This window comes from Brevundimonas basaltis (assembly GCF_014202075.1).
Classification (GTDB): Bacteria; Pseudomonadota; Alphaproteobacteria; order Caulobacterales; family Caulobacteraceae; genus Brevundimonas; species Brevundimonas basaltis.
On the sequence record NZ_JACHFZ010000004.1, the window covers coordinates 227932 to 242678 of the forward strand.

The window sequence follows — 14747 nt, forward strand, 5'->3', positions numbered from 1 at the left end:
AAAGCTCCGCGTGGCGATCGTCGGCACCCTCGGCGTGCCGGCTGCCTACAGCGGCTTCGAAACCTTGGTCGAGCACCTTGTCCGCTACAATGAGGGCCTTAGCTGTCCCGTTGAATTGGTCGTCTATTGCAGCGCACGACATTTCAAGGAACGGCCAGCCTCCTATCGAGGCGCCGAACTCCGCTATCTCGAGCTGGACGCCAACAACGCCTCCAGCATCCTGTACGACGCCGTGTCCATGGCGTCCGCTTTGAAGCACGGCGTTGACGCAATTTTGCTTCTCGGGGTTTCGGGAGCGATCGCCCTGCCGTTCGTCCGGCTGTTTTCCCGGGCCAAGATCGTGACGAATATCGACGGCATCGAGTGGCGCCGCGACAAATGGCAGGGGCTTGCGAAGATCGTCCTCCGGCTGTCGGAACGGCTTGCGGTACGCTGGTCTCATCACGTCGTCGCCGACAACAGCGCCATCGTTGACTACGTGCGGGAGACCTACAGTGTGGACAGTGCGTTGATCACCTACGGCGGAGATCACGCCCTCTCCGTCAATGGCGCTCCCCACGCCGGCCTGCCGTCCCGATACGCGCTGGCATTGTGCCGCATCGAACCCGAAAACAATGTGCATACGATTCTCGAGGCCTTCTCGCACAATCCTGCGCTTCCACTGGTGTTTATCGGTAACTGGGCCCGCAGCGAATATGGACGCGATCTCAAGGCGCGCTATGAAGGGGGAAATTCACTGCATCTTCTCGATCCGATCTATGACGTTGCTCGGCTCAGGACGATCCGTGAAGGCGCCACACTCTATGTCCATGGACATTCAGCGGGTGGCACAAACCCTTCGCTTGTGGAGATGATGCATTTCGGCAAACCGATCGCAGCTTTCGATTGCGTGTTCAATCGTCGAACAACGCACGATCAGGCCCTGTATTTCCGCGACGGCGCGGATCTAAAAAACCTCACTGCGCAGGCTGCCGCGGATTCGAGGTTCGGAAGCGGAGCGATCATGAAGCGCATCGCCTCGGATCACTATACTTGGGAGATCGTTGGTCGGTCGTATTTTGATCTGCTAAGAACCTAGGCGAGCCGGACGGGTGAGGCCGCGAACCATCGCTAAGGCGGCTCCCGCAAACCCACGCCCGTACCTTCCAAGCCGGCCTCTGCAGGGAATATAGTCGGCGATGTTGACCTCTCCCGTGTAGTGCTCGACAAGTCACCCGATCCGGCAACCCGCCGGAAAAGTTCAACCATTGCGCCCTCCTTGTCGCCCGGCCCTTCGGCGGCCCGATTTTTCCGAGGTATTGCTACCTATGATGCGCGCTCCTTCTCTCCTGCTTATCCTGGCGGTCGCTGCGCTCTCCGGCTGTGGAGGGCCGCGAATGGACCTGGCCGAGGTCACGGCCGCTCGCACGGTGGATCTGCAGTCGATCCAGACCTCTAGCTCGACCCAAGGGGAATATCGCATTGGCGTTAGCGACAAGATCAACGTGGTCGTGTTTCAGGTGGAGGACCTGTCCTTCAAGGAAATGGTGGTGGATTCGTCCGGCAACATCCAACTGCCGTTGATCGGGTCGGTTACAGTCGCGGATCGGACCGCCGCGGAAGCCGCGGCTGACATTGCCCAGCGCCTGGCGCGGCAATACCTGCGTAATCCCCAAGTCACCGTAACGGTGGTTGAGGCAGCCAATCAGAAGATCACCGTTGATGGGGCGGTCTCCAAGCCTGGTGTTTATGTGATGCGGGGTTCGACCTCATTGCTGCAGGCCATCGCGATGGCCGAAGGGCCTAACGCCGTCGCAGATTTGACCAAGGTGGCTGTGTTCAGGACGATCGAGGGCCAGCGCTCTGTAGCACTGTTCGACCTCGCCGCTATCCGACAAGGCCGGGCAGCGGATCCCGCAGTTCTGGGCGACGACATCATCGTGGTCGATACCTCGAGGTTCAACTCGATCTTGCGAGACGTCGTTGGTGCCTTGCCTGCTCTTTCGGTCTTCAGGCCATATTGAGCACTGGCGATTGTCGAACCACTGATCCAGCCGCCGAGGGGACGAGTTCGTTCATTCGCCGGTAACCAGACCACAACAGGTTCGAGACCGATTTTATGTGCGTAGAGATGGGCTTTGCGATATCTGCCCAGAGGGTTTTCATGCGGCTTTTGCCGCGAGCGTGACGGATGCCATAGATGCTGGGCGACAATTTTGTTGAGGATCGGAACTCGGGTCGAGGAACAACCCTTGGCGCTTCACGCGAGACCTCATATGAGCCCCCGGCTGCCAATTGGGGAAGCGATCGGGGTGATCAGCCCGTTCTGGATCTTGCAGTATACTGGCGGATCGCGCTCAAGCACCGCTTTCTGATCCTCGGTTGCTTCTTCGGTGTTCTCGTAATTGGGATAGCCCTCACGCTCCTGATGACGCCGGTCTATACGGCGCAAGCAACGCTGCAGATCGATCGCGAGGCGGCGCGGGTCTTCAATACCGAGGAGGTCTTGCCGAACGAGGGATTGGTTCAAGGCGAGGAATTCTTCCAGACCCAGTATGGGCTCTTGCGCAGCCGCTCTCTGACTGAGCGAGTGATCCAGAGCCTTGGGCTCGCGAACTCTGACGCTTCTCTCCAAGCTGTCGGCATCAAGCCGCCGCCTGCCGAAGGCACCGCCGTGGAACGGGCGGCGCGGCGGCGCGCCGCTGCGCTTGATGCCCTTCAGGAGAACCTGAGCGTTTCTCCGGTGCGCGGTTCTCGCCTGGTCGCCGTGGGCTATGACAATCCCGACCCGGTAGTGGCGGCCAGAATTGCGAACGGGTTCGCCGAGAATTTTATTCAAGCTAATCTCGATCGGAAATTTGAAAGCTCCAAATACGCGCGGCAATTTCTGGAAGAGCGCATCGCCCAGACCAAGCTGAGACTTGAAGACACCGAGCGTCAACTCGTTGCCTACGCGGTCAATCAGCAGATCATCAATGTGGGGGAGCCCAGCGAGGGCAGCGATGCACCGGGTTCATCGCAGTCTCTCACATCTAACAACCTCGTGGCACTGAACGCCTCTCTCGCCAGCGTTCGTGCGGAGCGCGTAGCCGCCGAGGAGCGCTGGCGGTCGGCACGCAGCTCCTCGCTGATGGCTCTGCCGGAAGTCCTGCAAAACCAAAGCATTCAGCGACTTACTGAACAGCGCGCACTTTTGGACGCGGAGTATCAGCAAAAGCTTGGCCTCTATAAGCCAGACTATCCGGAGATGGTTCGGTTAAGCGCTCAGATCGAAGAGGCTGACAGGCAAATTCAAGCTATCGCGAACAACGTTCGCACTTCCATTCAACGCCAGTACCAGATCGCTGCCAACCAAGAGCGCTCGTTGCTGGCACAGGTCAACGCGTTGAAAGGCGATGTCCTCGATCTCCGGGATCGCTCGATTCAGTATAATATTCTCCAGCGCGAACTCGATACGACCCGCACCCTCTATGAAGGGCTCCTTCAGCGCTATAAGGAAGTGAGCGTCACGGGTGGAGTCGCATCCAACAACATCTCGATCGTGGACCTGGCCAGCCCTCCGGAGGAGCCCTCAAAGCCGGATCTTATGCTGAACGTGCTGCTAGCGGCGCTTCTCGGCTTGGGGTTGGGGGTGGTGGCCGCTGTGGTGCTTGAAGCGTTGGACGAAACCGTCGCTACTCCAGAGGATGCCGAGAGCAAGTTGGGCGTACCGGTTCTCGGGGTAGTGCCGCTTCTGGACAAGGGTCAGACGACCGCTGCAGCACTCGCCGATGTGAGATCTGCCTTCTCGGAGGCGTATTACTCCCTTATTACAGCGCTACAGTTTTCGACCCCAAACGGTGCTCCGGACAGCATTCTCGTCTCAAGCGCCCGTCCGGCGGAGGGCAAATCCACAACCGCCTTTGCTGTGGCGTTGAATCTCGCTCGCATCGGACGACGCGTACTTCTCATCGACGGAGATCTTCGCAACCCGTCCATGCACCGGGTCATTGGCGTCGAAAATGAACGCGGCATGAGCAATGTGCTTTCCGGCTCCTTGGATCTGAAATCGGTCGTTCAGGAGACTAAACAGGAAAATCTCTCGTTCGTGCCTTGCGGTCCTCTGCCGCCCAACCCGGCGGAGCTGTGGGGCGGGGACCGGGTTAGAGTTCTTCTGGGCGAAGCGGGTGAAAGCTTCGATCACGTTGTGATCGATGGCCCGCCCGTATTGGGCTTCGCGGACTCACCCCTGCTCGCAGCGGTAGTGGGCGGCGTAGTGTTCGTGGTTGAATCGCGCGGTACGCGCCGAGGCCAAGCGCGGGGTGCTCTGCGTCGTCTCCAAGTCGGTCGCGCCCATCTTCTCGGGGTTGTCCTTACCAAGTTCAATGCCAAGAGCACGTCCTACGGCGGTTATGACTACGCCTACGACTATCACTACGGTGCCGCGCAGCCGGAAGAGGTGAGCGCGACAAAGAAGAGTAAGCGACCTTGAGCAACAAGGCGGTTCGTGGCGGTAGCCAAGGCAGACGGTTCGATTTCGTGAGCCTCGCGCCTCATGCCCTTACCGTCGGAGCTGTGTTTCTTGCGTGGCAGATCCTCATCCAGCCGCTAGTGAAGCGGGCACCGGTAGAAATAGCGATCCGGGTAGCACCTGGATCGCCGCTTGCAATCAGCCGCGCGGCCGAGTCCGAGCTGGCTGCCGGACGAAATGACAACGCGGCCGCGCTTGCACGCGAGGCGTTGGCGCGCGCACCATTCGATGTTCGCGCTCTGCGGACTGTCGGCCTCTCCGAGGCCCAGGCCGGCCGTACCGATCAGGCGAACGATCTCCTTACGTTAGCGGGAAACTGGAGCCTGCGTGATGATCCGGCGCATGCCTGGCTGATTGAGCGTCGCCTTCGGCGAGGCGAATACGTGTCCGCGTTTGCCCACGCCGACACTCTAGCCCGACGCCGCCAGGACCTCTGGCCGCAATTGTTCGAGCTGTTTACGGTTGCCGCAACAGAAGATCCGCCACGGGCTCTGCCGGTCATTGCCAACCTTCTTGCCGGCGACGCGCCATGGCGCCTCTATTATCTCAACAGTCTGTACGGTGACTTGAAAGGTTTGAGGGTTGCATTGAATTTGGCGGTGTTGCTCGAAGATACTAGTACACCGCTCAAGAACAACGAACTTCACCAACTTTATGCGGCTTTGCTCAGCCATCGCCAGATCGACGCGATCAAGGCCGTCCGAAACCGTTTGAACCGTCCGCCGGGCAACCGCTTTGTTGCGAATGGTGAGTTCGATGATCTGACGATCCCCGCACCCTTCCAGTGGGATCTGATCCAAAAGGCTGGCGCTGTCGCGTCAATCATCAATGACGACGACGATCGAGGGGATGCCGCTCTCTTTGTCGACTATGACGGCTACAATTCTGCTGAGATTGCGAAGCAATTGACGTTGCTGGAACCCGGCCGCTACCGCTTCCAGGCCGACTACAAGATTGCAGAAGGCGACGCAGTCGGACGCATGTCTTGGACCATCAGATGTGATGGGCAGGAGCCACTGCTTTCCACTCTGTCCGTCCCGGAAAGGGGTAAGCGAGGCTGGGAGACTGTCGCGGCGGAGTTTTCTGTCCCGCAAGGTTGCTCCAGCCAATGGCTGGCGCTTGAGGGGCGACCCGCAGATCGGCGCACTCCGATGATCGTCTGGTTTGATCGGGTATCAGTTGTTCCCGTCGGCAAGGCCCCGGGCTAGCCCTGACTTAGAATGGAGCCCGTACGTTGGAACGGTCACTAAAAATTGTCTCGACGACCAAGTGGGATACGATCGTCGTTGCGGCGGCCGTCCTGCTGGTGGTTTCCATCCTGTTCGGGGGCGCAAGTCGCCAGCATGAAGTTCGGCTCGCGCTCGTCGAGCTCACCGCTCTGCCGCTCCTCGTCATTGCTGGTGGCCGTTTGATCCAGAACGGTGTGTGGCGATCTCATCAGTTCGTACTCGCGATCCTGAGCATTGTGGTGTTGATTCCATTGCTTCAGCTCGCTCCCGTGCCGCCGATGATCTGGACCAACCTACCTGGCCGGGAACCGCTGGTCCTGGCCTTGCAGCTCGCCGGTCTGCAGCCTGGCTGGGCAACGCTTAGCTTGACGCCAGACCGTACCTTGGGCGCGGCGTTGGCGCTCCTGCCACCAGTGGCGATGTTTTTGGCGGTGTTGAGTTCACCCCAAAAACTAGCGGTACGGTTGGTCGGCCTTTACCTCATCGCTTCCGTCACAAGTATTCTTTTGGGCGCAGCGCAGCTCGCGAGTGGCGGTGAGCAGCTCTATCCGTGGGCGACAACAAGCGCCGGCTCCGTGAACGGCTTCTTCGCCAATCGAAACCACTTGGCGACCTTTGTGCTGGCCATGTTGCCATTTGCACTGGTGCTGTCTGCCGCCAGTCTTCGGCGCAGCAGATCGAACCCCTTGCCAATCTGGCTGGGGGCTATCTTCGTCGGCCTGGTCGTTGTCGCACTCGGCGCGATCCGGTCCCGGGCCGGCATCGTCCTTTTTCCTCCGGTCATTCTGGCCAGTCTGGTCGCCGCCTGGATTGCCACCGGTCGCAAACGGATTGCTCCGGCATTTCTGATGATGATCGGCGTCACAGGCGGCGCCTTGGCTGCCATCGCGTATCTCGCCCTGCCGCCCATCTTGGCTCGGTTCGACAGCACTTCCGCAGCAGAGGGTCGATTTGATCGTTGGCCGATCGTTGCCCAAGCCGCAGAAAGCTACCTTCCCACAGGTGCTGGACTAGGGAGCTTCGACCCCGTCTACCGATCGGTGGAACCCTTGGCCACGCTCGACAACACGTTCTTCAACCAAGCGCACAACGACTACCTTGAGATCTGGCTTGAGGCCGGATGGCTTGGGGCAATCGCTCTTGCCCTGTTCCTCGTATGGTTCGCGCGCCGAGCGTGGGCCGCATGGCGCGGAAAGGTCTCTGGCGCCAGAGACTTACAGCGAGCTGCTACGGTGGCAATCGGAACGGTCTTGGTCCATTCTGTCGGTGACTATCCGCTACGAACGGTAGCGATTACGACCGCTTTTGCGATGTGTTGCGCACTTCTCGAAATGGCGAGCCTAGCGGAGTCGGACGCCGGAGATCAGCGCAGGCGGATGCGGGTCTGACATATAGACGGCAGGCATAACACCGGCTGGTGCTTGAATGGTCCGGGGGCTGTGAGGATGGGAGATCCCGCGGCTTACACAGCTCGTTCCTGTCGATTCCTGGACCGTATGATGCGCGGGCATAGCCAGTCGCAAACGTCCACACCTGTGTTCGGGACCGCCTTGTACGGGAGATTGTACCTACGCTTCCAAGCCCGAAGCGTCGTGTTTCGGCGTGCCATTTGGGGAATAAGGTCTTGAGTCGACGTTCAGCGCCCGGCTCCCGCCTCTGTCTTCTCCGCCAGCATCTGTCGGCGGGTATGCACGATTTTGTCCTCCAGGATCGCCTGCACGACAGACCGGTTTTCGCCCTTCAATCTAAGTGCGGTCAGCATGTCAGAGTCATACGCCTTGGTGTCCACTCCGATGCGCCGTTGATCCACGTAAACAGCAGGGGTGGGAGTATGGCCGTGGACGACCACCTTATTGAAAGCAACATCGCTATCGAGAAAGCTACCTCTAATCCACATCAGGTCCCGCTGACTCTGGCGATCAAGCGGCTGGCCCGGTCGCGCTCCTGCATGGGCGAAGAAATAGTCTCCTATAGAGACACTGAGTTCCAGGTTTTCCAAGAACTCTCTCTCTGAAGCAGTCATCTTATGATGCAGGTCCGCAGAAACGCGAGCCCAGCCCTCAGCTCGGTGTCTCAGGTTGGGCGGCCGCAATCCGTACGACAAGAGAGTCGCATCACCTCCGTATTCACACCAGCGCCCGCCGGTGGTCGGATCGACGAGGAAGTTCAACATGGCCTCCTCATGGTTACCTTTGAGGAAGCGCCACTCTATTCCTGAAAAACTGGTGAGATCGACGAGATACTGCAGCACGCCTCGGCTGTCAGGGCCTCGATCGACGTAATCGCCGAGAAAGATCACCATCTTGCGATCTGCGGGTGTTTCACTCGCGTCGATCAAGATCGCCTCGACCAACGGCTTGAGAAGGTCCAGACGGCCATGAACGTCGCCGATGGCCCATATCAGCATTCCCGGCGGGACCACAGGAACAGCGGGCGGGGTGAGGACTGTCCGGGGCCGGGATTTCAGCAGCTTCAGAATCATGAATTCAAACGAATAACCGGTCGGTTTCGACCGTTTTGACCTTACCTCGCCCATCAGTGACCGTCCATTGGAGGATCGGCCGCGTTCCTATGGACAGTGAGCGGCAAGTGCCGGATAGAGCCGCGCGATCCTGCCGCGACCCTCGAAACAATCCCCGTAGGGCCGCGAGTCCACGGCTCAACCTCTACTGGAAGGTGCTGCTGAAATCAGCGTTCGCACGCTCATAGTCGCTGATCCGCCCGATATCCATCCAATACCCCTCGGCGCGTTGCAGACGAACGCGCAGCCCCCCGGCGATCATCCCGCTAATAAGGCTTGGCATGTCCAGAAAGGTATCCGCCGGTACAAGATCGAGCACCGACGGCGACAGGATGTAGGCCCCGGCGCTGATGGTGTAATTCTGGGTCGGCTTCTCATCGATGCGGGTCACCTGTGCGCCCTCGGCGTTAACCACGCCGAACGGCACCTGCATCTGGTAGTCGCGCACCACCACGGTTGCGTCCGCATCCGTTTGAAGGTGGGAGTCAAGCACATGACTGTAGTCCACCTTCGCAAGAACGTCGCCATTGGTGACGACGAAAGGCTCTTCAGGCCGAGGCATAAGCGCCAATGCACCGCAGGTGCCGAGCGGTTTGGCCTCTCTGAGATAGCCGATGTCGAGCTCCAGGTTCGAGCCGTCGCCGAAATGTCTCTCGATCTGCTCGGCCTTGTAATTTACAGCCAGCCAGAATTTTCGGAATCCCTGCCCCGCCAGATTGCCGACGATGGTATCCAAGATCGGCCGAGGCCCGACCTTGAGCATCGGTTTGGGCGTGTCTCGCGTCAGCTCGGCGAGTCGCTCACCCTTCCCGCCTGCCATGATAACCACCCAGTTGGTTCGCACGGGAATGTCAAGGAAGTCTGCGGGGGTGACGAGGCCAACCACCCGCCGCTCGCCATCAAGGACAGGCAGTTGACGGAGGCTGTGAGCGCGCAGGGTGGCCAACGTGGTAGCCCTGTCCTGGCCTAGGTCGGCGCATACAGGATTGGCATTGGCGGCCCCGCTGGCGCTATCTTCAAGGCCCGCCCCCTTGATCAGCGCGCGGCGTACATCACCATCGGACAGAGCTCCCAAGAGGCGCCGCTCGGAGTCGACAATCAAAGCGATACCCGCGCCGGTCGAATCGATCGACACCAAGGCGTCGCGGAACGTCGCTCCCGGGCCTATCAGAGCCTTCTCCCACTGCCGCATTACGGTCTTCCCTGCCCTTCGCCCGGCTCTTCCAGCGCGTTGTTCGGCGCATAGTCGCGCTGCGCCACCGTACCGATCAAGCGCCATTGATCCATGGGCGACAGTCCGTCAGCTGGGCGTTTCGCCGTGACGGCGTCGGGGGTCAGAACCTCGCCCTTGCGGATGGACCGGGCGGCGACGAGGGCGCGTCGGGCGATCGCGAGATTGCCCAGCTCGGCGGGCGCAGGCTGCTTCTCCGCCCGCCCGAGGGCGGTCTCCACGTCGCGGATCGACCGGACCATGGCGGCCAGTTCGTCCGGTTCCAGCGAGGCCGGATGATCCGGCCCCGGCCGGCCGCGGCTGAGGGTGAAATGCTTTTCGATGACGCAGGCGCCGCGCGCGACGGCGGCGATCGCCACGGTCTGGCCGAGGCTGTGGTCGGAATAGCCGACCCTCAGGCCGAAGGTCTCGGCCATGGTCGTCATGGCGCGAAGGTTGATCGCCTCCAGCGGGGCCGGGTATTCGGTCGTGCAGTGCAGCAGGGTGACCCGCTCGCGCAGGGCGGCCTGGCCGTCGGCGAACGCCTGATCCAGATCGTCCGCTCCCCCGGGGTCGCCGTCCCGCGTGAGGCCGAAGGCGATGACCGCCAGCGCGGCCCGCACCTCGGCCAGCGTCGCCATTCCGGTCGAGACGATCAGCGGCGGGCCGACCCGGGCGGCGGCCAGCAGCATGGCGCCCCAGGTCAGATCGCCGGACGGAATCTTGACGGCGGGCATGTCGAGCCCGGACAGGAATTCCAGGCTGCCCATATCGAAGGCGGTCGACATGAACCGCACCCCCCGCTTCTCGCAGCGGTCGGCCAGGGCACGGTGATCGTCGCGGCTCAGCGCCAGCCGGCGGACCATGTCAAGCTGGGTGCCGCCCTCGCCGGTATTGGTCGCCTGGTAGGCCGCCTTCATGGCCCGGACGGTCAGCACCGCCTCGGGCTCGAAGGTCTGGAATTTGACCACGTCCGCCCCGGCCTCGGCCGCGACGTCGATCATCCGGCCGGCGTCTTCCAGCGACCCGTCGTGGTTCACGCCCGCCTCGGCGATGATCAGGACCGGCTCAGTCATCAGGTTGCTCGTCTTCGAAGAAGCGCTTGCGCAGCAGGAGGTCGCGCGACGGCGCGGCGATGAGGGCCTGGACGATGCGGGCCGAGCTGCGCCCGTCGCCGTAGGGATTTTCGAAGTCCGCCGCCTCGCCGGCCATGGCCCTCCCGATCGCCTGCGAAATGGCGGCCGGTTCGGCGGCGCAGTGCAGAACCGAGGGGCCGGCGAGCCGCCCGCGCTGGCGCAGGCCGATGTCGACGGTCGGCGTCCGCACGGACGGCGCCTCGGCCAGACCGCTGGACGAATTGCCGACCACCGCGTCGCAGGCAGCCATCAGGGGCAGATAGGCGGGGCCGAGGGCGTCGTGCAGGCTGACATTGGACCGGCCGTCGGCGAAGGCCTCGAGCGCGGCGTTCATCGCCCCTCCGCCCGGGTCGGCGTTCGCCTTCGTCATCCACAGGGTGACGTCGGTCAGCGGCTCCAGCGCGCCCAGCAGGGCCTGGAACTCCGCCCATCCGCCGTCCGGCAGCACGGTCACCGGGTGGAAGGTGACCAGCAGATTCCTCGCCCCCAGGGGGCGTCCAAGCGTCGCCTCCAGCACATCGCGCGTCAGGGTCGGCGCCCGCGTCAGCGCGTCGAGGCCGGGGTTGCCGACGACGTGAACCCGCTCGGGCGGCTCGCCCAGCCGGACCACGCGCCGCGCCGCGTCGGCGTGGGTGACGAGGTGGAGGTGCGAGAGCTTGGTGATGGCGTGGCGAATGCCTTCATCGAAGGCTCCCTCGGTGACGTCGCCTCCCCCGATGTGGGCGACGGGCACGCCGACGAGCATCGCCGCCTGGGCGAGGGCGAGGGTCTCGAACCGGTCGCCGAGCAGCAACAGGACGTCGGGACGCAGCCGCTGCAGGGCCTCGACGGTTCCGGTCAGCGCAAGGCCCGAGGCGCGGGCCAGGGTGGCGGGATCGTCGCCGGTCAGGGCCATGGGCACGCGGGCGTCGATGACGAAGCCGTCGGCCTCGATCCGCTCGACGGTCGTCCCAAAGCGCGGTTCCAGGTGGGTTCCCGTCACCAGCAGTTGCAGCGACAGGCCGGCGGCGGCGGCGATATCCCGCATCGGCCAGCACAGCAGGCCGTAGTCGGCCCGTCCGCTGGTCGCCACACAGATCCGCCTGTTCGCCAACCGCGCCTCCATGATGAAGCTCTAGGCCGTGCGCCTTAGCAACCTGCTACCATGTCCGGGGAGGATCGCATGCGAATCGGATTGTGCGGAACCGGCGGCTTCGCCCGGGAAGTGGCGCCCCTGGCCATGGCCCAGGCCGGAGCGGACGATGTCTGCTTCCTGACGCGGGAAGGCGGGGGTCCTGCTGTGAACGGTCTGCCGGTCCTTGTCCAGGACGAGGCGGACGCCGGCGTCGCCATGGCCATCGCCATCGCCGACGCCGGACAACGGCGCCGGATCGACGCCGAACTCCAGGCCGCGGGCCGGCCGTTCGTCTCCATCGTGGCGCCCACCTGCGTCTTCCGGGGTCCCTCCCGGATCGGCGAGGGCGCCATCCTGTGCGACCATGTGGTGATCACCGCCAATGTCGTGATCGGCCGGCATTTCCAAGCCAACCTCTACAGCTATGTGGCCCACGACTGCGTCATCGGCGACTTCGTCACCCTGGCCCCCCGCGTCTGCGTCAATGGCAATACGGTGATCGAGGACGACGTCTATGTCGGGACCGGCGCGGTTTTGAAACAGGGCACGCCGGACAGGCCGCTGCGCATCGGCAAGGGCGCGGTCATCGGCATGGGGGCGGTGGTCACCAAGGACGTGCCGGCCGGCGCGGTGGTGGTCGGCAACCCGGCGAAACCGCTGGAACGTTAGTCCGCGAGGGCGGCGCTGCTGGGCAGGTTGATCACGCGATCCTCCAGCCCCTCGGCCATCCGCAGGGCGTCGCGCGGGCCATCGGCGTACATCGGCAGGCGGTGCATCAGCGTCCACAGCGGGCGTGCCTGATAGCCGGCCTCATTGAGGGCTTCCAGCACCGCGTCACGCGCCGCTCGGTCGGGCCGGTCCAGGATCAGGGCATTGAGCCAATGGTTCACTTCGGCGCCGTCGCGCGGCTCCAGCAGCCGGACGCCATCCATCCCGTCAAAGGCCCGCCGATATCGCTCCGCCAGCGCCGCCTTGCGCGCCATCATGTCGGGCAGCCGTTCCAGCTGCGCGCAGCCGAGGGCGGCGTTCAGGTTGGGCATCCGGTAGTTCCAGCCGACCTCGTCGTGCTCGAAGGCCCAGCGGTGCGGGACCTTGGCCGTTGTCGTCAGGTGCTTGGCCCGCCTGGCCAGTTCGGGATCGTCGGTCAGGACCGCCCCGCCGCCGCCCGTGGTGACGATCTTGTTGCCATTGAAGCTCAGCGCCGCCAGCCGGCCGAAGCCGCCCATGTGCCGGCCCTTCCAGCGCGACCCCAACGCCTCGGCGGCGTCCTCGACCAGCGCCAGGCGCCAGCGCGCCGCGACCTCGGCAAGGCCGTCGACATCGGCGGGATGGCCAAAAACATGCACGATCGTCAACGCCCGGATCGGCCGGCCGGTGCGGGTGTTGACGCAGACGCCGTCCTCAATCTTCGCCGTCGACTGCAGATAGGCGTCCAGACGGGCCGGATCGACGCCCAGGGTACGTTCTTCGGCGTCGACGAAATGAGGCGTGGCGCCGCGGTAGGTGATGGCGTTGATGGTGGCGATGAACGTCAGGGTCGGCGCCAGAACCTCGTCGCCGGGCTCGACACCCGCCAAGCGGAAACAGACCTCCAGCGCCGCCGTGCCGTTCGACACGGCGACCGCATGCCGGACTCCGGTGAAACGCTCCAGATCGCGCTCGATCCGGTCGACGTAGCCGCCCACCGACGAGACCCAGCCGGCGTCGAGGCAGTCCTTCAGATAGTCCCATTCTCGACCCCGGAACTCCGGGGCGTGGAGGGGGGCGGGCAAGGCGGCGTCGGGGAGCGCGGCGCGGACCGCAGCAAGGATCCGGCCGGGCAGATCGCCGCTCACAGAACGTACCGGTCGGTCTTGTAGCGGCCCAGGTTCACCGGGTCGCTGAACCAGTCGATGGTCTGCTGAAGGCCGCGGCGGAAGCCGTCTCCGCCCCCATAGTCCGGCGTCCAGCCGGTCAGGGACCGCATGAAACCGCTGTCCGCCCACAGGCGCTCGACCTCGCTGGCCTCGGGGCGCAGGCGCTCCTCGTCGGTGACGATGGCCGCGTCGCGCCCCATCAGCTCGATGATCGCCCGCGCGGTGTCGCCGATCGAGATTTCGAACTCGCTGCCGGCGTTGACCGTCTGGCCAATGGCCGTGTCGCATTCGGCCAGCGCCTCGAAGGCGCGGGCAGTGTCGCTGACGAATGTGAAGTCCCGCGTGGGATGCACCGCGCCCAGCTTGATCTCGCGCGCGCCGGCGGCCAGCTGGCTGATCACCGTGGGGATGACGGCGCGGGCGGACTGGCGCGGCCCATAGGTGTTGAACGGCCGGATCACCGTCACCGGCGTGCCGAAGGCGGCGTGGAAGCTCAGGGCGATCTGGTCAGCGCCGATCTTTGACGCCGAATAGGGCGACTGGCCCTGTAGCGGGTGGGCCTCGGTGATCGGCACGAAGCGGGCGGTGCCATAGACCTCGCTGGTCGAGGTGTGGACCACCCGCTCGACACCCAGATCCCGCGCCGCCTGCACAACGTTCAGCGTGCCGATGACATTGGTTTCGACGTAGGTCTGGGGCGAATGGTAGCTGTAGGGAATAGCGATCAGGGCGGCGAGATGCAGCGCCACGTCGCAGCCGGTCATCGCCGTGCGCACGCCATGCGGGTCGCGGATGTCGCCGGCGAAGACATCGAGGTCCCGGCGGAGATCGGCCGGCGCCTCGTCCAGCCAGCCCCACGACCCGAGGCTGTTGTACTGAACGAAGGCGCGGACCTCGCAGCCGCGACGGACCAGTCGCTCGGTGAGGTGCGAGCCGATGAAGCCGTCCGCGCCGGTGACCAGTACGCGTTTGCCATCCAGTCGCATTGGAGATTCCGCCATCGCCGTCAAGGCTGTCAAATGTGCCCGCCTCCAAGGCGGCCGCGCGCCATCATCGGTCGATTCGCGCGCCGTCAGATACGCTGCAGCCGGATCGCTTCACCGCGATGCCGGCGACGGCGAAATAGCCCAAAGTGGAGTTTTTACTTGCCTGCCGGCCCTGTCCGACGCTATGAAGTCCCCGACTGGGGCCA

At 63.5% G+C, this 14747-nt stretch carries 12 protein-coding genes; 6 read left to right on the forward strand and 6 right to left on the reverse strand.

Going from position 1 to position 14747, the window contains the following annotated elements; translation table 11 throughout:
* The first annotated feature begins 10 nt into the window (after window positions 1-10).
* The 5 genes from HNQ67_RS13835 to HNQ67_RS10790 all read left to right on the forward strand — a co-directional run bounded on the left by HNQ67_RS13835 (window position 11) and on the right by HNQ67_RS10790 (window position 7106).
* Window positions 11-1078, forward strand: coding sequence for a DUF1972 domain-containing protein (locus HNQ67_RS13835; protein WP_343054896.1), 1068 nt, complete (start codon window positions 11-13; stop codon window positions 1076-1078).
* A gap of 298 nt (window positions 1079-1376) precedes the next feature.
* Window positions 1377-2003 (forward strand): polysaccharide biosynthesis/export family protein, encoded by a 627-nt coding sequence (locus HNQ67_RS10775; protein ID WP_183255225.1) that lies wholly within the window; start codon window positions 1377-1379, stop codon window positions 2001-2003.
* 176 nt (window positions 2004-2179) lie between these two features.
* On the forward strand, window positions 2180-4450 hold the full coding sequence (locus HNQ67_RS10780) for a GumC family protein (RefSeq protein ID WP_183255227.1): 2271 nt from the start codon (window positions 2180-2182) through the stop codon (window positions 4448-4450).
* Window positions 4447-5697 carry a hypothetical protein gene (locus tag HNQ67_RS10785; protein WP_183255229.1) on the forward strand — a complete coding sequence of 417 codons (1251 nt, stop codon included), beginning with the start codon at window positions 4447-4449 and terminating at the stop codon, window positions 5695-5697. Before HNQ67_RS10780 ends, HNQ67_RS10785 begins: the two co-directional genes overlap by 4 nt.
* A gap of 26 nt (window positions 5698-5723) precedes the next feature.
* Window positions 5724-7106, forward strand: a complete 1383-nt coding sequence (locus HNQ67_RS10790; protein ID WP_183255231.1) for an O-antigen ligase family protein — start codon at window positions 5724-5726, stop codon at window positions 7104-7106.
* Window positions 7107-7354: 248 nt separating this feature from the next.
* Here HNQ67_RS10790 and HNQ67_RS10795 read toward each other — a convergent pair whose 3' ends face one another.
* The 4 genes from HNQ67_RS10795 to neuC all read right to left on the reverse strand — a co-directional run bounded on the left by HNQ67_RS10795 (window position 7355) and on the right by neuC (window position 11657).
* The gene (locus HNQ67_RS10795; protein ID WP_246347554.1) at window positions 7355-8200 is read right to left on the reverse strand and encodes a metallophosphoesterase family protein; all 846 of its coding nucleotides are present in this window, start codon (window positions 8198-8200) and stop codon (window positions 7355-7357) included.
* Window positions 8201-8384: 184 nt separating this feature from the next.
* On the reverse strand, window positions 8385-9431 hold the full coding sequence (locus HNQ67_RS10800) for a nucleotidyltransferase family protein (RefSeq protein ID WP_183255233.1): 1047 nt from the start codon (window positions 9429-9431) through the stop codon (window positions 8385-8387).
* Complete coding sequence (neuB, locus tag HNQ67_RS10805) at window positions 9431-10525, reverse strand: N-acetylneuraminate synthase (RefSeq protein ID WP_183255235.1); 1095 nt, start codon at window positions 10523-10525, stop codon at window positions 9431-9433. Before neuB ends, HNQ67_RS10800 begins: the two co-directional genes overlap by 1 nt.
* A complete protein-coding gene (gene neuC, locus HNQ67_RS10810; protein ID WP_221247854.1) occupies window positions 10518-11657 on the reverse strand; it encodes a UDP-N-acetylglucosamine 2-epimerase in 1140 nt (379 codons plus the stop codon). Before neuC ends, neuB begins: the two co-directional genes overlap by 8 nt.
* A gap of 90 nt (window positions 11658-11747) precedes the next feature.
* Here neuC and HNQ67_RS10815 point away from each other — a divergent pair, with 90 nt between their 5' ends.
* Window positions 11748-12368, forward strand: a complete 621-nt coding sequence (locus HNQ67_RS10815; RefSeq protein ID WP_183255239.1) for a NeuD/PglB/VioB family sugar acetyltransferase — start codon at window positions 11748-11750, stop codon at window positions 12366-12368.
* Here HNQ67_RS10815 and HNQ67_RS10820 read toward each other — a convergent pair.
* Together HNQ67_RS10820 and HNQ67_RS10825 are read right to left on the reverse strand one after the other, a co-directional pair.
* On the reverse strand, window positions 12365-13471 hold the full coding sequence (locus HNQ67_RS10820) for a LegC family aminotransferase (protein ID WP_221247855.1): 1107 nt from the start codon (window positions 13469-13471) through the stop codon (window positions 12365-12367). The two genes, HNQ67_RS10815 and HNQ67_RS10820, sit on opposite strands and share 4 nt — an antisense overlap.
* Before the next feature lie 59 nt (window positions 13472-13530).
* The gene (locus HNQ67_RS10825) at window positions 13531-14541 is read right to left on the reverse strand and encodes an NAD-dependent 4,6-dehydratase LegB (protein ID WP_183255242.1); all 1011 of its coding nucleotides are present in this window, start codon (window positions 14539-14541) and stop codon (window positions 13531-13533) included.
* Between the last annotated feature and the right edge of the window lie 206 nt (window positions 14542-14747).

What these genes read in the sequence shown, in the direction of transcription:
- HNQ67_RS10775 (WP_183255225.1), top strand. Translation starts at nt 1,377, where the DNA reads ATGGACCTGGCCGAGGTCACGGCCGCTCGCACGGTGGATCTGCAGTCG.
- HNQ67_RS10780 (WP_183255227.1), top strand. Translation starts at nt 2,180, where the DNA reads ATGCTGGGCGACAATTTTGTTGAGGATCGGAACTCGGGTCGAGGAACA.
- HNQ67_RS10795 (WP_246347554.1), bottom strand. Translation starts at nt 8,200, where the DNA reads ATGATTCTGAAGCTGCTGAAATCCCGGCCCCGGACAGTCCTCACCCCG.
- HNQ67_RS10800 (WP_183255233.1), bottom strand. Translation starts at nt 9,431, where the DNA reads ATGCGGCAGTGGGAGAAGGCTCTGATAGGCCCGGGAGCGACGTTCCGC.
- neuB (WP_183255235.1), bottom strand. Translation starts at nt 10,525, where the DNA reads ATGACTGAGCCGGTCCTGATCATCGCCGAGGCGGGCGTGAACCACGAC.
- HNQ67_RS10815 (WP_183255239.1), top strand. Translation starts at nt 11,748, where the DNA reads ATGCGAATCGGATTGTGCGGAACCGGCGGCTTCGCCCGGGAAGTGGCG.
- HNQ67_RS10825 (WP_183255242.1), bottom strand. Translation starts at nt 14,541, where the DNA reads ATGCGACTGGATGGCAAACGCGTACTGGTCACCGGCGCGGACGGCTTC.